Source organism: Bradyrhizobium sp. CAR08 (genome assembly GCF_052871955.1).
In genome coordinates this window covers 325084-346055 of sequence record NZ_JBIXJX010000001.1, presented here as the reverse complement: position 1 = coordinate 346055, position 20972 = coordinate 325084, and the positions used below count along the sequence as shown (strand labels likewise).

Below are 20972 nucleotides of genomic sequence, written 5' to 3'. Positions count from 1 at the left end.
GATCACACGCTCATTTCTTGCGGAATAGTTTTGCCGGATCGAATTCCGGGTCCGGAATGAAGCCGTCGCGGTTGGGCATCTTGATCCTCGGCAAGCTGTCCTTATCAACCTTGCCGTCGGCGGAAACGATGCCATTCAGACTCAGGATGTAGGCGGTGACGGCATAGGTGTCGTCGGTGCTGAGCGAACCCGGTGTGGGATATGGCATCGCGCGGTGAATGTAGTCGTACAAGGTCGTCGCATAGGGCCAGAAGCTGCCGACGGTCTTGACCGGCGTGCTGGAGGCGAGTGTGCCCTGCCCACCGGCCAGACGATCCTTGATCCCGCCCTGGCCGTTGTCGCCATGACAGGCCGCGCAATTGTCGGCGAAGACCTGCTTACCCTGCGCAACCGTGCCGCCGCCGACAGGCAGACCCTTGCCATCGGGTGTGACGTCGATGTCCCATAGCTTGATCTCCTCCGGAGTCGCGGGACGGCCGAAATCGAATGCAAATGCGGGCGCCGCGAGCAGGCCGAGCGCGAGAGCCGCTGCGACAAGCCGATTATTATGCGAGGACATTGCGGACCCTCCCGGCCTCGTCGATGCTCCAGGTCTGCTGGGCGTTGTAGTGGAACAGCGCATTGCTCCCCATCGCGGCGATGAAGGACTGCCGGTCCGGCTGAACGTTGCCTTGCTCGTCGGTCGAGCGGCTCACGATCCTTGTCGGCTTACCGTCCCACACCCAGTCCATCTGAAATCGAACCTGGGCCTTCGACAGCACCGGCTGATTCAGCTGCGCCTGTTTCCAGATTTTCGCGCCGTCGGTCGATATCTCGACCCTGGCGATCTTGCCATGGCCGCTCCAGGCGAGACCGGAGATAATGTTGTAGCCGGGCTGGATCTGCATCGTGCCCGAGGGCTGTGTTATGACGGAGTTGGTTTCCATCCTCAGTTGGAACTGGCGGGCCTTGCCGTTGGCGAGCAGCTGCGTGTAGCGCGCCGTCTCCCAGCGGGTCATCCAGGGCTCAGTGCCGAACTTGAGACGGCGCAGCCATTTGATGTTGAGGTTGCCCTCGAAACCCGGCATCACCAGTCGCATTGGAAACCCGTGCGCGGGGCGCAGTGGTTCGCCGTTCTGACCGTAGGCGACAAAGGCCTCGTTCAAGATTTCGTCGGTCAACGGAATGCTGCGGTCGACGCCCGCACCGTCGCCTCCCTCCGCGAGCATCCAGTTCGAGATCTTCTCCTTGCCCGCGAGACCAATGAGGAACTTCAGCGGAACGCCAGTCCACTCATTGGTGCTGACGAGGCCGTGCGTGTTCTGCACCGTCAGGTCAGGGTCTGCCTTCTTCCAGTTTTCCCAGCCGTTTCCGGTACATTCGATGAAGACCACGCGCGTGACGGACGGCATCCGCTTAAGATCGTCGACGCTGAACACCAGCGGCTTCTGAACCAGGCCATGGATGAGCAGACGGTGCTGCGCCGGATCGATGTCCGGCACCCCGGAATGGCTGCGCTCGTAATGCAGATCGGTTGGTGTGATGTTGCCCACCAGCTTCTGATGCGGCGTCTTGGAGTTGATGGCATCACTGGGGTCGACGTTGCGCTTGCCTGGTGTTGCCTCGGGAATGCGATCGATCTTGACGAAGCGCGATCGTTCGCTGTGCGCACCGAGATCGGCCCCGGGCCCGCGATCAGGAATTTCGGCCAGGGTTTGCGCCGCCGCCGCTTCGGTCGCAACCGCCCCCAGAACGCCCGCCGACAGGCCTCCCACGAAGCCGCGGCGCGAGACGCTCGCGGGCCGTTGCAGTGATTCGATTTGCGTTTTGGACGTCATGCAATCTCCGTCGACCTTCGTGCTTGTTGGGAAATTCCACCGCTTTTCCATGGAGACATTGACCGGATGCCGCCGAAATGCCCGTTAGGATGTGTTAGAAATCATGAGGGGGCGGCGAAGGCGCGTCATCCTGCCCTGCTCCGAAAGCGGCTATCCGGATCCATGGATCATTTCAGCACCGAGAACCTGACGGCCGAGAGGCTGAACGAAAATCATCTCGCCGACCTCGTCGCGTTGCATCTCGATGCCGAGGTTTCGCGCTATCTCGGCGGCGTCCGTTCGGCGGAGAAGACGAAGACCTATCTCGACGCCAATATGGCGCATTGGGATCAGCATGGCTTCGGTCTGTGGGTGCTGCGAACGAAAGACGGGGCATTCGCCGGGCGAGCGGGCATCAGGCATATCCTCGTGGACGATGTCGACGAGATCGAGATTGCCTACGCGTTCAAGCGCGAATTCTGGGGCCGTGGCCTTGCAAGCGAGACCGCGACCGCACTCACCGATATTGGACTGTTACACCACGAGCTGCCGTCCCTCATCGGCCTGGTCTATGTCGGCAATGGCGCATCGCGCCGCGTTCTGGAGAAGTCCAACTATCTCCTCGAGCGAACCACGTTCCGTCACGGCGAGAACGGCGTCCTCTACCGGATCCGGCGGTGAGAGACGGCCTGACGATCACCCGGTGCGCAGCCGGATAACCGATTGCGGCAGGGAGGCCAGAAACAACACCGCGCAAACGCACAGCAGGACGATGTCCTTGAACAGAAATTCGCCGGTCAGATTCCACGCCATCGGATCGGATGAAAGGCTCCATTTGACCACGCCGGGCGTCGTGAAGAAGAACGACCAGGTGATCGCAAAGGTCACCATGCCCATGAATGAACCGAGGGCGGACGACACCGGGCTGAAGCTGCCTGCCGCGAGCAGCGCCGCAATCACGAATTCAGCGACACCGAGGACATAGGCCTCTCCCCTCAGGCCGAACACCGACAGCCAGGAGATGAACGGGCTGTTGCTGATGAACTGCGCGATGCCCTGCGCAGATTGCGGCGTGAATTTCTGCATGCCAAACGATACGAAGATGATCACCATGACCCAGCGCAGAATGGCAAGAGGACGATAGGAACCGCCCCCGACCTCAGCGACGTTGAACTCTTTCATCCGACCATGTCTCCCCGGTTTCACATCCATCAGCTCTGCGAGACTACGCTCGCTGAAGGCTGTACGAAGGGGAGCTTCGGTCGTTACCCGCGTCGGCCGGTTCCGGAGATCACAGCTGCGTGCGATGCGCGTGTTCGCGGGATGGCCGCGCGGTCTGGGGCTGTCGGCGCGTTAATGTGCCATTGAAGGAGCGACGGCGGTGCCCTGCGCTCGCAATGACGGTGTGGAAACAGCCGCTATCGCGCGGATGGAGCGGACGCCCGCGGAGTCTTACCTGAAATACCCGAGCACGAGATCGACATCCGCGCTGCCGGCCGCCGTGCCGTTCAGCTCCGCGTCGATGACGCGGCGGCAAGCCTCGATCGCGGCATGGTCGCCGAGGTCGTTGGCGGCTTCCAGCACGAGCCATGCTGCATCGACCGAGGTCTGGTCCGCTGCTCCGCCGCCGATCTCGCCGGCTGCGACGTTGTTGAGGTTCTTCTTGCGAACGGCGGTGCCGAATTGAGGCAACATTGCAAATACTCCCCTGCCAATTCCCGGATGATGCTCGGTGTACCTGTTCGGTGTACCGCTCAGTGCACCTGCAGCTCGGGCTGACGACCCGTGACGGGATCGGCGCCGGTCTTGCGCGACTGGTAGAACTTCAAGACGCTGCGCGAGGTCTCGATCTTGAGCTTGCCGAAATCGCGTTCGTTGTCGTGGAGCTCGCGCGCCGTGATCAGATGATCCTTGGCGCCGAGGAACAGCAGCGACATGGTGGTGTCCCAGGAGAAGTCGAGCGCCTTGCACAGCACCAGGATCATCTCGCGATTGCGGTCCATCATCGCACGCTCGATCACGTCGACCGGCAGCGACGACAACAGCGACAGGCCGATCTGCACCTCGTCGAAGCGGTGCTGGCGCGCATAGTTCGAGATCGAGTCCTGGTTGAGGTTGCCCTGCCGGTACTGCGTCGTCACCACGCGCTTGGCGACGAAATAGCTGCGCGAGGACGGGCCGAACTTGGACTGCAGGTCGCCGGTGACGTCGCTTACCGAGCTCTGGATCTGCGCCATCATTTCCGGGCGCTCGTGCTCGAGCCGGCGGCGGACGTCCTCCGACGCCTTCGAGATCAGCTGCTGGAAGATGTGACGCGGCACGTCCTTGCGCAGGCCAAGCTGCTCGGCGAGAATCGAGTCACCCTCGGCGCGGCGGACCATGTGGAGCAGGCCCGAACCTGAAAAGCGCGCGCCCTCGTTCCGGGCAACCGACGCCACGACCTCCTGGTCGCCGCGCTTGACCAGAACGTCGGTGACGGCCTCGCCGATCGACTTGCGCTGGGCGATCGCGAGCAGATGCGACTGGCTCTTGGTCATGGCGCTCTCGACCAGCAGCTTCTCGTCGATACGATTGGAATCGCGCAGCACGGGACCGGCGACCTCGATTTCGTCGGCGATCGCGAGTTGCGCAACGACATCGAGCGGAGCGTGATCGCAGGCTGCCATCACCTCGGAGAGCTGCACCCGTGCGGCGACCTCGATCTCGTCGGCGAGCCGGCCGATGACTTCGCCGAACGTGCTGATCTCGTCGTCGCTGTAGCGACCGGTGATCAGAATGTCGGTCGCGTGCCACAACGCCTTGGTCCGGCTTTCGTCGGTGCCGCGTGCGATTGCGTCGTCCAGATCCTGCAGAAGTGTTGTCGCGCCGTTCATCCCTATGACCCCAGTTCTTGGCTGGCCATCCTGCTTGTGCCGGCAGGACGCCGAGTTCCTCTGGGAACAGAGGCTAGGGAACAAACGCGAGAATCCGGTAAAGTCGGCAGATCAGTTTTGCCGGGGAAAATTCGATAAAAAGCGAGGGAATGAGTTTACCGGTACGTCACGAGGAAGCTGCGCCCCCTCTCCCGCTTGCGGGAGAGGGTTTGGGTGAGGGTGTCTCTCCGGCGTCATGGCCGGGCTTGTCCCGGCCATCCACGTCTCACCGCCTGGGACGGAGAACGTGGATGCCCGGGACAAGCCCGGGCATGACGGACTATCGCCTACGGATTTGACGGCGTCAGCACCAGCGGCGGCTTTGGCTTGGGCTTTGCGGGCGGCGGGCCCGGGGCCGGCCTCACGTCGATCGGCGGAGGCAGCGGCGCGATCTGCGTGCGTGCAAGCGGCGGGCTTGGTGCCGCGGGAGCGGCCTGCGGCGCCTTTGGCGTCGGCGCAACCCTGATATCGGACTTGGGCTTCGGCGGCGGCGCACGGCGCGGATCGCGGCCGGGCATCGGCACATCCGTGAGCGACGGCTCCGGCACCGGGTCTGGGGACACCAGGGTCGGCAACGCGGCGGTCGCCGGCGGCGGTTCGCCGCGCTCGATGGCGTCCAGCCGGCGCGTCTCGCGATCGATCGTGCGTACCGCGAGCCACGACGACAGCGGCCCGAGATCGACGGTGCGATTGAGCCTGTCGGGGGGACCGGCCGCGAACAGCTGGATTTCCGGCGGCGCGCCGGAGAGCCCGGTCATGATCGGCGTCAGGTTGGCGCGGATGTCGGCCTGGTCGGCGGGGATGTCGTAGCCGCCGGAGACGATGGCACGCGCGTTCTTCGCCTCTAGCGACGTTGCGCCGACGCGCAGGCGCCCGTCTCGGATCGTGAACGGGATCTGCGCCGAGGCCACTGCAATCGGACCCGCCGACAGTGCGGGCTCGACCAGCTGCCGCAATCGATTGTCGTCGGCAATTTGGCCGCCGTCGCTGGCGCGGATCGCGATTTCGAAGGCGCGCGGATTGAGGCCGGAGATTTCAGCGGATTCGAGCGTCACCGTGCCGTTGCCGGCGAGCGCACCGGTGAGCGCCGCAACGCTGCGGCCCTGGCTGGTCAGCGCCATCTGCGCCGAGGCGCGTCCCTTCGGCAGCGCGAGGTCGCGGTACCGCAGCGTCGCCGCGTCGACATTGCCGAGCTCGATACGCGCGTTCAGCGTCAGACCATTGGCGACATTGCGCGCATCGAGGCTCGCCGAGATCTCGCCGCCGCCGACGCCGCCCTTCATTGCGTCGAGCGCGAGCGACTGACCGTCGCTCCGGACCGTACCGCCGAAGGGGCGCAGCTCGATGCCGCCGGGCAACGTGCCGTGCAACGCCTGGAAGGCGACGCGGCCGCGCCATCCGCCGAGAAGCCCGGCACTCAGCGGCGCATTGGCATCGTGTCCGGCCGCGCCGATGGCCATCGCGAGCGCGGGCACGAGGTCGAGCGTATCGAGGCCGACTTCGCCGTCGACGGTCTTCTCCTGATCGAGCGTCACCGCCAGATGACCGCGCAAATGCGAGCCGGCCAGGGTGCTCTCGAGATCGTTGAAGGTCAGACGGTTGCCGGAGAGGCCGACGCGCGAGGACAGATTGACGCTCTGCACCGATTTATCGGCCGGGCTGGTCCCGAACAGCGGCCCCAGATTGGCGTTGCGCACGCGCAAATTTACGCTGCCTTTCGGCTCCGACAATTCGACGTTGCCTTGTGCGTCCGCATCCAGCCCGCCGCCGCTAAGCTTGGCATTCAATTGCAGCTGATGGCGCCACGCGCCGCTCAAGCGGCCTTCGAACTGCGAAGCGCCCTCGCCTGCGGCCACCACGCGATCGAGCCCGAGCAACGCCAGCAGTGCACTGGCTTGCGGTGTCGCGACTTTCGAGTCCAGCGTGAAGTCGCTGTTGCGCAAGCGGTCGACGTCGATGCCGTTGACGGCGGCCACCGGCGTCTGCGCAGCCAGCGTCGCGGTGGCCTTGAGCTGCGGCGCGTCGAGTTCGAGGACAGCGCGCGCGTCGTTGCGATCGGCGTGCTCGGCGTTCTTGTCGAGGCTGAGGTCGAGCTTCAGGCGGGTCGCACCCGGCAGCGACGGGATGGCGTCGAAGCGCGCGCGCACCGATGGCGCAAACGGCTCGAGCAGTGCAGTGAGATCGCGCAGCGAATTGGCGGAGGATTTCAGCGCGAGCTTGCCCGTGGCCTTGGCGCGGTCGAAGCTGCCACTTGCTTCCGTGGTCACGCCACTGGCCTGGCCGAACCGCAACTGCTCCAGCGAGAGCGATGCGGGGCCGTAGCCGAGTTTCGCGGTGAACGGCCGCAGCTCCTGCCCGGCCGAGATCGCGCGGCCGATATCGAGCGACAGCTTCGCTTCCTCCGGCCATTCGCCCTGCGGTCCCGAAAGCGCGCGCACAAAACTTGCGGCCGCATCGAGGTCAAGGCGGTCGGCCTTGAGCTCCGCGTCGATCCGCGAGCCCTTGCTCGCGCCGGTCTGGACGAAAGCGATGCGGCCTTCGACCGCGCCGCCGTCGATCTCGGCCTTCAGCCTGTCGATGGCGAAATGGTTGGCGGCGATGGTCACGTCACCGGCAAGGCGCAGCGGCCGCGTGCTGCGGCGGTTGACCTCGCTGCGGCCCTGGAGCCAGGCCACTAGCGTATCGGGATCGGAGGAATCGACGCTGAGACGGCCGCTGAAGCTGTCGGCGCCGGGCGTCGCGCCGTTGAGCGAGAGCTGCGTCTGTCCCGGCGCGCGCAGCTCGAGCCGCTGGAAGGTCCAGGATCGTCCGTCGGTCGCAAGCTCGGCCGTGATGTTCTGGAGCGGCCGTGCGCCGAGCATGATCTGGTCGGAGTTGAACTCGATCTGTGCCGGGATCGGCGCCTGCGGGATTGCGGCGAGGCCTGCGCGGAGCGCCGGAAGGATGCGCTGCGGCTCATCCTTGCCGGTCAGCTTGTCGGCATCGACCTGGCGCGCCGACAGCACCGCACGCAGCAGCGGCGAAGCCCCGAACCTGATATCGCCGACGCCGCCGAGCTTCAGCGCGGAGGCTTCGGACCCGAAGCTGGCGTCGACCTGCTCGAACTTGGCGCCGGCCGGATCAGCCTTGAGTTTCGTCGTGAGCTTCCAGGGCATCGGCCCCGCCTCGCTCGGCTTCTTCGGCGCCGGCACGGCGAACGTCAGCGCGCCCTCGAATTTCGGCAGGCGGTTGTCGAAGGCGAGCACGCCTTCGAGATCGGCGAGGATCGCGCGCTCGCCGGGATCGATGTTGAGGTGGAGGCGGGTGGCGTTGCCGTCGGCGCTCGGGCCGGAGGAGACGCGGAACGGATAGCGCACGCCGCTGAGGGCAAAACTGCCGTCGCCCCGGACCGAGCCGGCCAGCGAGCGCACATCGCCGGAGAAAGCGATGTCGTTGAGCTCCAGTGTCGAATGGCTGGCGGCATCATGCAGGGCGATGCGGCCGGTGAGGTTCAGCCGCTCGATCGCCAGCGATGCCAGATTGAAGCTGCCGCTCGCGGTGGACGGCAAATCGACCCGCCCGCGCGCGTCGAGACCGAGATCGACCGCCATGCCGTTGACCGAAAGCTCGGTGGCGCGCCATTCGCCGCGCATCAGCGAACTCAGGCTGAACTCGACGTCGAGCTTGTCGGCGCGCAGGCGGCCGAGATCGTTGTTGCCGCCGAAGGTGACCGCGCGCAGCCGCAGCGTCGGCGCCGGCAACAGCCGCGCGTCGAGCTCGCCCGCCACCCGCACCGGCACGCCGATGATCCTGCCGGCCTCTGCTTCGAACTGGGGCCTGAACTGGTTCCAGTCGACGAAGTACGGTCCGATCAGAGCGGCCAGCAGCGCTAAGATAAAGGCAATCGCCAATCCGAGCAGCGTCGTCTGCACGGGTCTCCCCTCGGCCAAACCGGATGCGGGCCTTGCCTGAGCCGCAGGGCCTCAGACGTACCGGAACAGCCCCTTATATAGGGGGAAGTGTGGCGAAGTCACAGCGACTGTTGCGCGCGGAGGTTAACGCCGGCGAGCCATCACCAGCTCGCAGGCAGCCGCTTCAGGCCGCGCAGCACGAAGGTCGGCCGCCATTCGGGGTTTTCGACGTCGTCGATGCGCAGGTCGGGCAGCCGACGCAACAGCGTGGCGATGGCGATCTCGGCCTCGAGCCGGGCCAATTGGGCCCCCAGGCAGAAATGGATGCCACCGCCGAACGACAGCGGCCTCACATTCTGGCGGGTGACGTCGAGCCGGTCGGGGCGGTCAGGATAGACCGCCGGGTCGCGGTTGGCCGAGCCCAGCAGGCAGAGCACGGTCTCGCCCTTGGGGATCTTGGCGCCGCCGAGATCGTCGATATCCTCCAGCGCGACCCGCCCGGTCATCTGCACCGAGGAATCGTAGCGCAGAAACTCCTCGATCGCGCCCACCATCAGGTCCGGCCGCGCCTTCAAAAGCGCGAGCTGGTCCGGATTGCGATGCAGCGCCAGCAGGCCGTTGCCGATCAGATTGACCGTGGTCTCGTGGCCGGCGCCGAACAAAAGGATGATGTTGGCGGTCAGTTCCTCGTTGGTGAGCTTGTTGCCGTCTTCCTCGGCCTGCACCAGCTGGGTGATGAGATCGTGGCCGGGATTTTTGCGACGAAGCTCGAACAGCTGCTGGAAATACATCTGCGCCATCATGTTGCCGGCGTTGCCCTTGGCGATCTCCTCCGGCGAGAGCGGCACGGGATCGAGCAGCCGTCCGCCATCGCGCGAGCTGTTATAGAAAGTCTCGCGATGGTCCTCGGGGATGCCGAGCATGTCGCAGATGATGGTCACAGGCAGGCGGAAGGCGAAGTCTTCGATCAGGTCCATGTGGCCGCGGTCGATCACGGCATCGATGGTCTGGTCGACGATCTCCTGGATGCGTGGCCGCATGTCCTCGACGCGGCGGGCGGTGAAGGCCTTCACGACGAGGCCGCGCAGGCGGGTGTGGTCGGGCGGATCGGCCTGCAGCATCCAGTGGCTCATGCTGCGGAAGACCGGCTCCTCCATGATCTTTTCGCTATAGCGGCGCCTGGAGCGCTCGACGAAATCCTTGCCAAAACGCTTGTCGCGCATCACGAGGCTGACATCGGCATGGCGGCTGGCGACGAACTGGCCGAACGGCGTCACGTGAATCGGGTAGATCGCGCGGAGCCGGTCATAATGCGGATAGGGATCGCGGATGAAGTCCGGCGACAGCGGGTTGAACAGCGGACCGCCGGTGCCCTGCACGTGCTCGTTCATGGTGACCTCATATCGGTTGCCGCATGAATCGCATACGCCGCAGCCCCTCTTGCGCAGCGTGACCATCCCGGAATTATCAACTCGATACATTGTTGTATCGAGTTGCATTTTGCCCTAAACTGCCCCGATGTCAAGGGTGAGAACTAGGCCGACCAGGGACGACACGCGCGACAGGCTGTTCGAGGCGGCGGCGCGCGTGTTCGAGCAGGACGGCATCGGCGGCGCCAGCATCGAGGCGATCGCGGCGGCGGCCGGATTTAGCCGCGGCGCGTTCTATTCCAACTTCAAGAGCAAGGACGAGCTGATTATCGCCATGCTCGAGGACCATGTCGCGCAGTCGATCCGGCGCAACATGGACATCCTCGCGCAGCACGACAATCTCGACGACTTCATCGCGGCGCTGAAGGCGATGGATCGCACAAGGCAGGATCCGCTCGGCCGCTCGCCGCTGCTCCACATGGAGATGATCCTGTTTGTCGCCCGCGCCGAGAAGCGCCGACCGGAGCTTGCAAAGCGCCTGCGCGCGCGGCGCAAGCTGGTCGCCGACATCATCGAGGCAACGCTGAAGAGCAACGCGAAGGGCGACACGCTCAATCCCCCCTGGATGGCCTCCGTCGTGCTGGCATTGGAAGACGGCTTTCGCCTGCACCGCCTGATCGATCCGGAGACGACGCCGGCCGACAGTTTTCTGCGCGTGATCACGGATCTGCGGCGCAGGACGGGATTGTCGTTGAAGTAGCGTTTGTTTTCTTCAGATCGTCGCGCTTCGCTGTTCCCGCTCGGCATCGGCGCGCCGCGCCGCTGGAACCTCGTCGCAATTCTCGCGCGCATTTTCCACATCCTCATACCGATCCAAGGAACGTTTCTGCAGCTTGCCACTTTATCCCGTGCCTGTTTTGGCAATTTGATCATTCGAGGAGACAGCGATGAGGATTCTGAAATTGTCTGCGGCCGCAGCTGCGCTGCTGGCCGGTACCGCGCTCGCCGTGGCGCAGTCGAGTTCGACGGTCGGCACTGGCGGGTCGTCAGCCGGCGGTGGCACCAGCAACTCGACCGTAGGCACGGGCGGTTCATCGGCGGGTTCGGGCAGCGGATCGGGCTCGGCCTCGACGCTTGGCACCGGCGGCTCGTCGGCGGGCGGCGGCACCAGCAGTTCGTCGATCGGCACCGGCGGCTCCGCCGCAGGCTCCGGCAGCGGCTCAGGCTCGGCCTCGACGCTCGGCACCGGTGGTTCGTCGGCGGGTGGCGGCAAGAGTTCGTCCAGCGTCGGCACCGGCGGCTCTGCGGCAGGCTCCGGTTCCAACTCGGCATCGACAGTCGGCACGGGCGGCTCGTCGGCCGGCGGCGGCAAGAGCGGCTCGACCGTGGGAGCGGCCGGCTCCTCCGCGGGACATGCCAGCGACATGGGCATGGAAAAGGGCAAAGGCCACCACAAGGACGAGATGAAGAAGGACAAGGACTGACATCCGGCCGGCGGAGCGGCAGCAATGCCGCTCCTTCGTCCTTCCTGAGGAGGACTGGCATGAACAGACCAATCGTTGCGATCGCAGTTTTGACTTTGATGAGCAGCGCCGCTGCGGGGGAAACCATGCAGAAAACCGGCAAGACCGCCTCCGGCGAGACCTGCCGGGTCACGGTGGAAAAACATCCCGACGGCAGCATTACCGCGCTGGGGTCATCGGGTTCGGGCACCACCGGCTCGACCTCATCGACCGGCTCGCTGTCGAGCTCTAGCTCGGCCGGCGGATCGTCGGTGCACGTCCAGGCCGGTGGCGGCAACGTGTCGAGTTCGTCCTCGACGGCCGGCGGCCCGGGTTCGACCAGCGCGAGCACCGTCACGGTCAACGGCTGCACCATCTCGACATCGTCGCCCTAGCAAAAGGATTTCACAGATGAGAATGTTGATCGCGACCTCGTCAGTCGCACTTCTGCTCGCCGCCGCCTCGCCGTTGTCGGCGCAAACCAGCATGACCGGCGGCACCGGGGGCTCGGCCGCGGCCGGCGGCACCTCGGCCAGCACGCTCGGCACCGGCGGCACGTCGACGTCGGGCTCCGGACAGACCGGCTCGTCGATTGCAGCGGGCGGCAGCGCCGCGTCTGCCAACGGCAAGGCGCAGTCCGGCACCAGCATGAACAAGGGCAACGGTCCGGTGCTCAATTCCAATGCGCGCGCGCAGGCGCATGAGGGTGGTACGTTCAGCCGCTCTCACACCCGCACGAAAGTCAAGGCGGGCGAGGAGGTCGGGTCGACCACCAAGACCATGTCGCACGTGCCGGGCTCCAAGCCGACCATGTCGACGACATCGACCAACGTGCGCTGAACCATCCTCACGAGACTGCTGCCCGCAACCTGCGGGCAGTTTTTCTTTGTGAGCAGGTTTTTCGTTGGTGAACGGATCAACCGCCGCTCAGCGTGCGGCTGACGCGGGTCACGAGTGCATCCCACTGCCGCTTCTCGGCGGCCGGATAGTTGATCAGCACGCAATGCACGTAGCGGCGGCCAAAGTTGCAGCGGTCGTACCAGATCTTGCCGCCCCGGGTGCTGGAGACCACGAAGAAGCGCGGCGTGATGCGCTTGTAGGTGATGCCGGGCGGCGGATTCTTCCGCGCCAGGAAAGCGGCCGGTGAGCTGCCGTCATTGGGAACGGCCTGCACCGTCAAATCCGCACGGCCGTCGCTGGTCCGGTACTGCATGCCATAGCCGTCGGGCCGGCCGGCTTGCTCGGTGAAGATGGACGAAGGGATATCGACGCTGGTCCCGGTCTCGGGAATGCGATAGCCACTCCAGCTGTCCGCGCGGGCGGCCGCCGGAAAGGCACAGAGCATGACAAGGATGGTGGCGATCTTCTTCATCGTAAGGACCGGCTTGTGCTGGTGGGCCGACAACGTGGGGAAACGCCGGACGTTCCTTTCCGCGATGTGAACGCGCGTTGCGCCCAAGCCGGATGATAGTCTCGAGCGCGCCCGCTAGCGAGCGCGTTTGCCCTTGTCCGTGGGCAAGGGGCAATTCGTACAAGCGCTGTCGTCGCACATGCGGCAGATCGTGAAGCGATCCATCTCGGAGGTATCCTGCCGAGCCAACAACTCATGGAGCAGCGTTTCAAGGCGCTTCGTTTCAGCCGGCGACAGTACATCCAGAAGCGACGCGACGGCCGAAATCCGCGAAGTCATCAAATCGTTGCGGGTTGCGGCGCCCTTCGCCGTCAGGTGCAAGGCAACCTCGCGGCCGTCCTGTCCGGGCCGACGTTCGACCAGCCGATCCGACACCAGACGGTCCACCAGCCGGACCGTTCCTGAATGCGACAGGCCAAGGATCCGCCGCAGCTTGTCGTTGGTCATGCCCTGGCCATAGCCGATGACGACCAGTGCCGCAGGGGTCTCGCCACCGCGGCCGATGACCTCGCGCGCGCCCTGCTCGATCCGATCCATGACGGCGAGCGAAAGCGCCCCCAGCAAATTTGCGATTCCAATTTCCATACACCGACAATATGTGCGGAGCGCACAAAAAACAACTTGACGATATGTGCGCTCCGCACATAATTTGGATCGCGGGGCTCGATCACATGGAGAATGACGATGAATACTCGGAGCGCGGCACGACAAGCGAATGCCCAAGCGGATACCAGGGGCACCGAACCCGCCTTGAAATACGTGCAGGCCAACGGCGTGCGCTTCGCCTATCTCGAACAGGGCGATGGCCCCCTGGTCATGTTCCTGCACGGCTTTCCCGACAATGCCTGGTCGTATCGAAAGCAGCTGCAGGTCTTCGCGGATGCCGGGTATCGTGCCGTCGCGCCGTTCCTGCGTGGCTATGCGCCGACCGAGATTCCGGCGGACGGCATTTTCGATCCGATCGTACTGGGCAAGGATCTCGAAGCCCTCATCGCGGCGCTGAGCGACGACGGACAGGCACGCGTCGTCGGCATGGATTGGGGCGGCACCTCGACCTTTCAGGCGCTGGCCACGGCGCCATCGGCAATCAAGGCCGCCGTGGTCATGAACACCGCGCACCCGATTACAATTTCGAGCATCAGACGGGATCCGGAGCTCGTTCGAGCCGTCTTCCACGTCTATTTTTTCCAGCTGCCCGGCGCCGAATCCGCGGTCAATACCGAGGGCCTCCCCTTTGTCGACTATCTCTGGAAGCTGTGGTCACCGACATTCAACAATGCCGAGCACATCCGTTCGATCAAGGAGACACTCAGCTCGCCCGGCACGATGGCCGCGGCGCTGAAATATTACGGAGGCCTGACCGATGCGGGGCTCACGGGCCGGCTGCCGATCAATGACATGCACACGCCGACGCTGACGATCTATGGCAGCAACGATCCGACAGCGAGGTACTCGGTCAAGGAGGAGCCGCTGTTCAAGGGGCCGCACAAGCGGATTGTCCTGCCCGATGTCGGGCACTTCCCGCACCTCGAGCGTGAGGAAGAAGTCACCGGCCTGATCATGGACTGGTTCAAGACGCACGCGCCTGACTGAACGCAGAGGGCGGTGGCCCACAACATCCTTCGATTTTCTAATCTGGAGTGCGCGCAATGGACGCCAAGACACAACATCAATATGCCGAGACCTTTCATGCCCTTCACAGGAAGGGCGATCCGCTCGTCCTGTTCAACGCCTGGGACGCCGCCACCGCCAAAGCCATCGCGAAGACCGCTCCGGCCATCGCGACCAGCAGCGGCGCGGTCGCCTCCGCACTTGGATACGCCGACGGAGAAAATGTCCCGTTCGACATGGTGACCGGCCTCGTATCGCGGATGACTGCGGCCGTGTCAGTTCCAGTCTCAATCGATCTGGAGGCAGGATATGGCGACACCCCGGAGGCCGCCGCCAGATCGGCGACCGAGATTTTGAAAGCCGGCGCCGTCGGCATCAATATCGAGGACGGGCTATCGGGGGGAAAGCGGCAACTGGTCAATCCCGAACTCCATGCCGCCAAGATCAAGGCCGTGCGCGACGCCGCGAAAGATCTTGGAGTTCAGCTGTTCATCAATGCGAGAACAGATCCGTTCCTGCTGAAATTCGGATCGCCGGACGAGTGCATGAACGAAGCGGCAAGGCGGGCGAAGGTCTATGCCGAGGCCGGCGCCGACGGAATTTTCGTCCCCGGCCTCACCGATCTCGCTCTCATTGAAAAGTTGGTTCAGCTCACGCCTCTGCCGGTCAACATCATGGTGACACAAGGCGTTCCCGCACTTCCGGATCTGGCTCGCGTCGGCGTTCGGCGGGTCAGCCTCGGGCCGTGGCCGATGATGGCCGCGATGCGGATGATCGGACAGGCCGCGGCCGCGGTCGCCGCGACCAAGCAGTTCGGCACGTTCCTGCAACCGGATGCCTGAGCCCGGATATCACCAGCTCGACGCAGTGTTCTGCGCCGACCGCTTCACGCTTTTCCAATCCACCGGATGGATGTCGAGAACGGTCAGCGCAGTTCCTATGCGCTCCTGTCCATGGCCGCGATCAAGGATCCGATCTCGATTGTCGCGACATTGCAGTAGCTGTCGGAGACCGCGTAGGGGAAGATGATCTTGTCGTGGTGGCGCATCGCGCCGCAAGTGTAGACGACGTTTGGAACATATCCTTCGCGTTCGGAAGGGTCCGGGCGCAATAGTGGCTCGCGCAGGCGGCCGAGCACCTTCGAAGGGTCGTTCTTGTCCAGCAGCGCGGCCCCGATCGAATATTTTCGCAAAGGTCCGACGCCGTGCGTCAGCAGCAGCCACCCGACGTCGAGCTCGATGGGTGATCCGCAATTGCCGATCTGCACGAATTCCCAGGGGTATCGCGGCTTCAGAATCGGCTGGCCGCCATCCCACGTCTGGAGATCGTCGGAAAAGATCAGATAGAGGTTCTCGTTATCCTGGCGCGCGATCATTGCATATCTGCCCCCGATCTTGCGCGGGAATAACGCCATGCCCTTGTTGCGCGCGGCACTGCCCTTCAGGGTCGATAGCCGGAACGATACAAAGTCGGACGTCTCGATCAGCTCCGACCGGATTGCCCGTCCGCTATAGGCGGTGTAGGTCGCGTAGTAGATCGTCTCGCCGGCGTTGCTGAAATGCACAAAGCGGGCGTCCTCGATCCCGTTCGACTGCGCTTCGGTGACCGGGAAAATCACCCGCTCGCTCAGATCCTGGCCGGCCGCGAATGTAACATCAATCTCGTCGCCGCCAGCGCCCGATGTCAGCCTGACGAGATCGGGGCTGGATGCAAGGCGCGCGGTCGGGTCGATGGTCACGGTCCCGTCTGCCGCAATAAGCCCCGAGCGAAATGTCAGGGACGACACGTGACCCTCGCCGACGGCACGAAGACTCAGGATGAAGCGAAGGCTGCCTTCCGGCGTTCCGGATTGATCGGGATGCGGCACGATACTCGGATTGAACAATGCCGAGGCCTCGAACGAATATTCGTTGAGAAAATAGGCGCCCGCGAGTTGGCGCTGCACCTGCGTGAATACAGCATGGTCGGCCAGCGCCTCTTCCATTTCCGCGGCGCGTGTCTCGAATATCTGCAACAGGTTGCGGTGACGGCCGAGGAAATTCTCCAGAACGTCGGCCAATTGCCGGTCAGCCGTCTCGGCATCGAGCGCGAGGACCCGTTCGACGATATGGTTGGCGCGGGTCTTGTCCGTCGGATTGAGGTCGCGCGGCTCTGTTGCCGGCTTGAAAGGCCGAACGATGACACGGGTCGGATCAGGCCGCAGCTGAAGGGCTTGACGTTTGAGGAAGGGAGATTGCGACAAGACGGCCTCGATGGGTTGAAGGAGGAAATCGTAATCCTGCTCCGTCAAGCGACGAGAGGAGCAGGCTTGGCCCGGCTTTCGCTCAGGCGGGCAATTTGCCGAATCTCGGAAAGCCCAAGCAAATAGGACACCGCGGATTCCCCTCCCCGGTTCTCATTGGGACGATCGGGATGCAGGCCATCCCGGCAGCTTCCGGTCTCCAGATCGACCAGCGAGGCCGACAGGTCGTTGCTGCCCAGAAACCACGCGAAGACCCGCGCGGCTTCGGCTTTCCATTCGACATCGTGATCGGCCCGCCACGCGGCGAGGCATGCCGCGATGGTCGCCGCGGCCTCCAGCGGCTGCTGGTCGAAGGCTTGCGACGGCTGGCGTCGATCGCCAAACCCCGCCGTGCCGATCGGGCGGAATTGGCCTTTCGCTGAGGTTTGCCGCTTCACAAGCCAGCGCAACGACTCCAGCCCGATATTGACATAGCGCGATGTCTTGCTGGCAAGACCGGTTATGATCAGCGCCTGGGGCAAGCGCGCGTTATCATAGGCCAACCCGTCCTCGAACCAGACCCAATCGCCGGTTGCCACGGTGTCGAAGATCAAGATCAACCGATCGGCAAGCACGGCACGCAGGCGGGTCGCCTGGACATCGCCCGGGACAGCCGAGCAGTAAGCATCGAGGCCCAGCAATACGAACGCCCACGCACGGGGCGAACGAAAATCTTCCACTGTCACCATTGCTTCGGAAAACAAGGCCGCGGCCCATGAGCGCCGCGACGAACTGGCGTCGGTCAACGCGCACACGCCCAAGGCCCAGAGCGTACGTCCGTGACTGTCCTCCGACCCCTTGTCCTCCAACCAGCAGCGGTTGAAGCCCATGAAATTGCGAAATCGTCGTGTATCCGGATTCCAGGCGTGCTGGACGAAAGCGGCAAATCGCGCCGTCAGCGCTTCCGGCAGCCGCTCTTCACCCGGATTGTTGAGCGCACAGGCCACGAGCAGCGCCCGGGCGTTGTCGTCGACGCAATAGCCGTGGGCACGATCCGGCACGCTATGAACGGCATGCTGAAACAGTCCCGTGTCGTCGCACATCGACAGGAAATGGCCGAGCTGCATTTCCGGCGGGGCGCGGCTGTCGCGCAGCAGCGTGCCAGTATCCATACGCGCGATGGTCTTGAGCCGATGCCGGCGGCCGGCGTTCTCGAAGACCGACATATAGCGCTCGGCGGTTCTTTCCCATGTCATCGCGCGGCTGCTCGAATAGGCGCGCTTGCGCATCGCCTGCCGAAGCACGTCGTTGGTGAGCAACTTGGCGATTTCGACGCCAAGCGCTGCCGCATCGCCAAACGGAACCAGGATACCGCGGCCATCGGCCAATAGTTCACGGGCATGCCAATACGGGGTGGACACCACGGCCTTACCGAGGCCGAAACTATAGGCCAGCGTGCCCGAGGTCATCTGGGCCTCACTGAGGTACGGCGTCACGTAGACGTCGGACATCGAGATGAAATCGAGCAGCGTCTTCTTGTCGACGAACTGATCGAGGAACACGACGTGATCCTCGACGCCAGCCTGGCGCGCGTGCGCGATCAGGGACTCACGATAGGCTTCGCCACGATCGCGCACGAGGTTGGGATGCGTCGCACCGAGGACGACGTAAACGGCGTCGGGTCGGGTCTTCAGAATGGAAGGCATCGCATCGATCATGACTTCGATGCCCTTGTTCGGCGACAGCAATCCGAAGGTCAGGATGACCGACTTGTTGCTGAATCCGAGCGCAGCCTTGGCCGCGTCGGGTTCGACGAACGCAAATTCCGGGATGCCGTGCGGGATGATCTCGATCTTCTCGTCAGCCACGTGATAGACGGAGCGCAACAACTCCCGGCCTTTTTCAGCCATCACGACGATCTTGGACGAGCACTCGACGATGCGCGTGATGACGTCGCGCTGAGCCTCGGTCGGCTCGGACAAGACCGTATGCAGGGTTGTCACGATCGGTATGGTCAGGCGCGACAGAAGCGCCATGATCTGGCATCCGGCTTCGCCGCCGAAAATGCCGAATTCGTGTTGCAGCGAAACGGCCTCGAAGCCGCCGCTATTCAGATAGGCAGCCGCACGGACATAATCATCTTGCCTGTCGTCGTTGATCTCCAGGCCCACGGTGGCAGGATAATCGTAGACCTGGCCGTGATCGGTCATCGCGACGATGACCGTCTCCAGATCACTCCGGGACGCCGCAACGGCGCTCTGCAAGTCGGTGGTGAAGGTCGCGATGCCGCAGCGGCGGGGAAGCGAATTGCCGATGAATGCAATACGATTTACGGCAGCCAATTTGGCGTCTCCGATTGTTTGAGCGTGGCGGTCTCGACGGGAGACGGGACCAGGGTGCCGGGAAAGGCGTGCGGTGCGCGACTGGCGCTCGCGGCGCTGCGCTCTGTTAGCGCAGCAGGGTTTATCTTCGGGCCGGGATAGGCCAGCAGCGCTTTCAAGCCGCTCGCACCGACCTCGATTTCCGCGTGGTCGGCTTCTAGGAAGAACGCCTCCCCCGGCGCCAGCCTCGTCGAGCCGAGTTGGGCGTGGCCTTCGATCGCCAGCAGCCAGGTCTCTTTCGGTGCGTCGAGCATCCAAACGGAGCCAGGAGCAAGGTCCGTCTGCTCCAGCGCAAAATAGGAATTGACCGTGAGGACCGTTCGCGCGCCGCTCAGGCGTTCGGACGGCGATTGAATCTGGCGTGGGCCTGCCGTCGCCACCGCGACGGCATGGTCGATGTGCAGTTCGCGCGCTCGTCCATAGTCGAACAGCCGGAACGTGGCGTCGCTGTGCTGCTGGATTTCCACGAGCACGATGCCGGCGCCGATCGCGTGGATCGTTCCAGCAGGAATGAGAATGACGTCGCCTGGATGAACCGGCTGCCAATCCACGATATCGGCGATCGAGCCATCAGTGATCGCGGTTCGCAACTCCGCGGCGGAGCGCAAATGGTTCAATCCCACCGCGACCCGGGCGCCGGGGATCGCGGAGACGATATACCAGGCTTCGGTCTTGCCATTGGCAAGCCCGATCGAGCGCGCGAACGCATCATCCGGATGAACTTGAATCGACAGCGGCTCGGTGGTGAAGAGCATTTTGAGCAGCAACGTCGTCTTGGGCGCAGCAAGACCCGGGCGCTCGAACCACAATTCCCCGATCGGCCCGTCGCTCGTCGACGTCTCACTCCAGGGCCGCAGATCGAGACTGCCCCAGGGCTTCGGCTTGGTTCGCACGATGGCATGTTCGACCGTCAAGCGGGCCTCCCCAAGGCTGTGCGATCAGTCGTTGGCTGTTCGTGCCGGGCGCGGACCGGTCCAGGGCGGAAGCGCATCCCATTCGGCCCTTCGCATGCGGCGCTCTTCATCGCCGACCTTGACGAAGACAAACGGAGCGTCGTCCTGCCCGGTCTTCGATCCCGTGAATGTGGCCGGAAGTCCGTTCGAATTTCGGATCGTTGCTGTGTTTGCCACGTAAACCTCCTGACGATCTGCGTGCGAGATCGCTGCCGCAGATCAATTGAAAATGGATTCCGCCGCATGCAGGCCGACGAAGCGACCCGCACCGGCACCCGAGATACCAATCAGTCCAGGAGATTTGTATTTTGGGATATCGGACATCCGACCGCCTGCGTGGTTGAGGCGGGAGCGCAATGCTCTCAGTCACCGATAACTGCCAAGGGCGGGCGGTGATCTCGAGCATATAGGAACGCCGTCACCCAATAGCGAGACGAGCGCATCGATCCGATCGGCTTTATTAGCTGTATCTTTGTGTTGGCATTGCTCTATGGTCACACGGCCTGACGTCTGAGTTGACGGGGCTCATCGCTCGATTTCAATACTGGCCGGCTGATCCCCCTCTCAGAAGGGTTTTCGGCTATCGGAGTCGCATGGTTTCAACGGATGGTTTCCGGCAAGAGATTCGATCCCGGCTCGAATTGGCGAACGCGCAAGGCCGGCCGAACCTGACCATCGAGTGTGGCGAGCTTTACCGCTCCATGAGCCAGTTGCCCACGTTCAATCGATGGATGATCTTCTGCTGCAACGCGATGCGCGCGGAAATGGCCTTGACCGATCACTTGATTTTCGATGACAGGAACGAAAGCCTGCTGACCGTTCACTATGCATTGCCGCGTCAATGCCGAGCAAAATCAAACCAGACACGATCGAAGTAACGCGTTTCGTTGATTTCGATGACTAGCCGGTCGTTGCTGCCGTGGCG

21 protein-coding genes are annotated in these 20972 nt (G+C 63.8%); 8 read left to right on the top strand and 13 right to left on the bottom strand.

The features are described from left to right. Positions 1-10 precede the first annotated feature (10 nt). The gene (locus tag ACIPUD_RS01595) at positions 11-559 is read right to left on the bottom strand and encodes a c-type cytochrome (RefSeq protein WP_446480022.1); all 549 of its coding nucleotides are present in this window, start codon (positions 557-559) and stop codon (positions 11-13) included. Next, positions 546-1817 carry a sulfite dehydrogenase gene (soxC, locus tag ACIPUD_RS01590; protein ID WP_247820425.1) on the bottom strand — a complete coding sequence of 424 codons (1272 nt, stop codon included), beginning with the start codon at positions 1815-1817 and terminating at the stop codon, positions 546-548. The genes ACIPUD_RS01595 and soxC overlap by 14 nt, the downstream gene beginning before the upstream one ends. 162 nt (positions 1818-1979) lie before the next feature. Between soxC and ACIPUD_RS01585 the strand changes: the two genes are divergently transcribed. Next, positions 1980-2477 carry a GNAT family N-acetyltransferase gene (locus ACIPUD_RS01585; protein WP_446480021.1) on the top strand — a complete coding sequence of 166 codons (498 nt, stop codon included), beginning with the start codon at positions 1980-1982 and terminating at the stop codon, positions 2475-2477. Between the two features lie 15 nt (positions 2478-2492). Here ACIPUD_RS01585 and ACIPUD_RS01580 read toward each other — a convergent pair whose 3' ends face one another. The 5 genes from ACIPUD_RS01580 to ACIPUD_RS01560 all read right to left on the bottom strand — a co-directional run bounded on the left by ACIPUD_RS01580 (position 2493) and on the right by ACIPUD_RS01560 (position 9989). Then, entirely contained in the window at positions 2493-2978 is a 486-nt protein-coding gene (locus tag ACIPUD_RS01580) for a YkgB family protein (RefSeq protein ID WP_446480020.1), read from the bottom strand. Positions 2979-3248: 270 nt separating this feature from the next. Then, positions 3249-3491, bottom strand: coding sequence for a hypothetical protein (locus ACIPUD_RS01575; RefSeq protein ID WP_446480019.1), 243 nt, complete (start codon positions 3489-3491; stop codon positions 3249-3251). A gap of 59 nt (positions 3492-3550) precedes the next feature. Next, complete coding sequence (locus ACIPUD_RS01570; RefSeq protein WP_446480018.1) at positions 3551-4669, bottom strand: DUF2336 domain-containing protein; 1119 nt, start codon at positions 4667-4669, stop codon at positions 3551-3553. A gap of 326 nt (positions 4670-4995) precedes the next feature. Next, positions 4996-8619 (bottom strand): AsmA family protein, encoded by a 3624-nt coding sequence (locus tag ACIPUD_RS01565; RefSeq protein ID WP_446480017.1) that lies wholly within the window; start codon positions 8617-8619, stop codon positions 4996-4998. 140 nt (positions 8620-8759) lie between these two features. Further along, positions 8760-9989 (bottom strand): cytochrome P450, encoded by a 1230-nt coding sequence (locus tag ACIPUD_RS01560; RefSeq protein ID WP_162496488.1) that lies wholly within the window; start codon positions 9987-9989, stop codon positions 8760-8762. A 127-nt stretch (positions 9990-10116) separates the two neighbouring features. Between ACIPUD_RS01560 and ACIPUD_RS01555 the strand changes: the two genes are divergently transcribed. From ACIPUD_RS01555 to ACIPUD_RS01540, 4 genes are all read left to right on the top strand, one after another. Further along, entirely contained in the window at positions 10117-10728 is a 612-nt protein-coding gene (locus ACIPUD_RS01555; protein WP_085350275.1) for a TetR/AcrR family transcriptional regulator, read from the top strand. Between the two features lie 187 nt (positions 10729-10915). Further along, a complete protein-coding gene (locus ACIPUD_RS01550) occupies positions 10916-11452 on the top strand; it encodes a hypothetical protein (RefSeq protein ID WP_018454314.1) in 537 nt (178 codons plus the stop codon). Positions 11453-11511: 59 nt separating this feature from the next. Beyond that, entirely contained in the window at positions 11512-11865 is a 354-nt protein-coding gene (locus ACIPUD_RS01545) for a hypothetical protein (RefSeq protein ID WP_085354337.1), read from the top strand. Between the two features lie 22 nt (positions 11866-11887). Continuing rightward, positions 11888-12310, top strand: a complete 423-nt coding sequence (locus ACIPUD_RS01540; RefSeq protein WP_018454312.1) for a hypothetical protein — start codon at positions 11888-11890, stop codon at positions 12308-12310. Between the two features lie 76 nt (positions 12311-12386). On the opposite strand, the gene ACIPUD_RS01535 is transcribed toward ACIPUD_RS01540, so the two are convergent. Then, positions 12387-12842 (bottom strand): hypothetical protein, encoded by a 456-nt coding sequence (locus tag ACIPUD_RS01535; protein ID WP_026232713.1) that lies wholly within the window; start codon positions 12840-12842, stop codon positions 12387-12389. A 114-nt stretch (positions 12843-12956) separates the two neighbouring features. Further along, entirely contained in the window at positions 12957-13418 is a 462-nt protein-coding gene (locus tag ACIPUD_RS01530) for a MarR family winged helix-turn-helix transcriptional regulator (protein WP_247371899.1), read from the bottom strand. 147 nt (positions 13419-13565) lie between these two features. Here ACIPUD_RS01530 and ACIPUD_RS01525 point away from each other — a divergent pair, with 147 nt between their 5' ends. Next, positions 13566-14474 (top strand): alpha/beta fold hydrolase, encoded by a 909-nt coding sequence (locus ACIPUD_RS01525; protein ID WP_085350310.1) that lies wholly within the window; start codon positions 13566-13568, stop codon positions 14472-14474. Positions 14475-14530: 56 nt separating this feature from the next. Then, positions 14531-15334, top strand: a complete 804-nt coding sequence (locus ACIPUD_RS01520; RefSeq protein WP_446480016.1) for an isocitrate lyase/PEP mutase family protein — start codon at positions 14531-14533, stop codon at positions 15332-15334. Positions 15335-15429: 95 nt separating this feature from the next. Here the strand turns inward: ACIPUD_RS01520 and ACIPUD_RS01515 are convergent, their stop codons facing one another. The 4 genes from ACIPUD_RS01515 to ACIPUD_RS01500 are packed head-to-tail and all read right to left on the bottom strand — an operon-like array spanning position 15430 to position 20224. Next, a complete protein-coding gene (locus ACIPUD_RS01515; RefSeq protein WP_446480015.1) occupies positions 15430-16734 on the bottom strand; it encodes a glycoside hydrolase family 130 protein in 1305 nt (434 codons plus the stop codon). A gap of 44 nt (positions 16735-16778) precedes the next feature. After that, the gene (locus ACIPUD_RS01510; RefSeq protein WP_446480135.1) at positions 16779-19055 is read right to left on the bottom strand and encodes a glycosyltransferase family 4 protein; all 2277 of its coding nucleotides are present in this window, start codon (positions 19053-19055) and stop codon (positions 16779-16781) included. Further along, positions 19043-20008, bottom strand: coding sequence for a class I mannose-6-phosphate isomerase (locus ACIPUD_RS01505; RefSeq protein WP_377829545.1), 966 nt, complete (start codon positions 20006-20008; stop codon positions 19043-19045). Before ACIPUD_RS01505 ends, ACIPUD_RS01510 begins: the two co-directional genes overlap by 13 nt. A 24-nt stretch (positions 20009-20032) precedes the next feature. After that, complete coding sequence (locus ACIPUD_RS01500) at positions 20033-20224, bottom strand: hypothetical protein (protein WP_018454304.1); 192 nt, start codon at positions 20222-20224, stop codon at positions 20033-20035. A gap of 416 nt (positions 20225-20640) precedes the next feature. Between ACIPUD_RS01500 and ACIPUD_RS01495 the strand changes: the two genes are divergently transcribed. Continuing rightward, entirely contained in the window at positions 20641-20925 is a 285-nt protein-coding gene (locus ACIPUD_RS01495; protein ID WP_377829544.1) for a hypothetical protein, read from the top strand. Positions 20926-20972 lie beyond the last annotated feature (47 nt).

Excerpts from the sequence above, each read along its gene's own strand:
- ACIPUD_RS01595 (WP_446480022.1), bottom strand. The coding sequence starts at position 559 with ATGTCCTCGCATAATAATCGGCTTGTCGCAGCGGCTCTCGCGCTCGGC.
- soxC (WP_247820425.1), bottom strand. The coding sequence starts at position 1,817 with ATGACGTCCAAAACGCAAATCGAATCACTGCAACGGCCCGCGAGCGTC.
- ACIPUD_RS01585 (WP_446480021.1), top strand. The coding sequence starts at position 1,980 with ATGGATCATTTCAGCACCGAGAACCTGACGGCCGAGAGGCTGAACGAA.
- ACIPUD_RS01580 (WP_446480020.1), bottom strand. The coding sequence starts at position 2,978 with ATGAAAGAGTTCAACGTCGCTGAGGTCGGGGGCGGTTCCTATCGTCCT.
- ACIPUD_RS01575 (WP_446480019.1), bottom strand. The coding sequence starts at position 3,491 with ATGTTGCCTCAATTCGGCACCGCCGTTCGCAAGAAGAACCTCAACAAC.
- ACIPUD_RS01570 (WP_446480018.1), bottom strand. The coding sequence starts at position 4,669 with ATGAACGGCGCGACAACACTTCTGCAGGATCTGGACGACGCAATCGCA.
- ACIPUD_RS01560 (WP_162496488.1), bottom strand. The coding sequence starts at position 9,989 with ATGAACGAGCACGTGCAGGGCACCGGCGGTCCGCTGTTCAACCCGCTG.
- ACIPUD_RS01555 (WP_085350275.1), top strand. The coding sequence starts at position 10,117 with ATGTCAAGGGTGAGAACTAGGCCGACCAGGGACGACACGCGCGACAGG.
- ACIPUD_RS01550 (WP_018454314.1), top strand. The coding sequence starts at position 10,916 with ATGAGGATTCTGAAATTGTCTGCGGCCGCAGCTGCGCTGCTGGCCGGT.
- ACIPUD_RS01545 (WP_085354337.1), top strand. The coding sequence starts at position 11,512 with ATGAACAGACCAATCGTTGCGATCGCAGTTTTGACTTTGATGAGCAGC.
- ACIPUD_RS01540 (WP_018454312.1), top strand. The coding sequence starts at position 11,888 with ATGTTGATCGCGACCTCGTCAGTCGCACTTCTGCTCGCCGCCGCCTCG.
- ACIPUD_RS01535 (WP_026232713.1), bottom strand. The coding sequence starts at position 12,842 with ATGAAGAAGATCGCCACCATCCTTGTCATGCTCTGTGCCTTTCCGGCG.
- ACIPUD_RS01530 (WP_247371899.1), bottom strand. The coding sequence starts at position 13,418 with ATGGATCGGATCGAGCAGGGCGCGCGCGAGGTCATCGGCCGCGGTGGC.
- ACIPUD_RS01525 (WP_085350310.1), top strand. The coding sequence starts at position 13,566 with ATGAATACTCGGAGCGCGGCACGACAAGCGAATGCCCAAGCGGATACC.
- ACIPUD_RS01520 (WP_446480016.1), top strand. The coding sequence starts at position 14,531 with ATGGACGCCAAGACACAACATCAATATGCCGAGACCTTTCATGCCCTT.
- ACIPUD_RS01495 (WP_377829544.1), top strand. The coding sequence starts at position 20,641 with ATGGTTTCAACGGATGGTTTCCGGCAAGAGATTCGATCCCGGCTCGAA.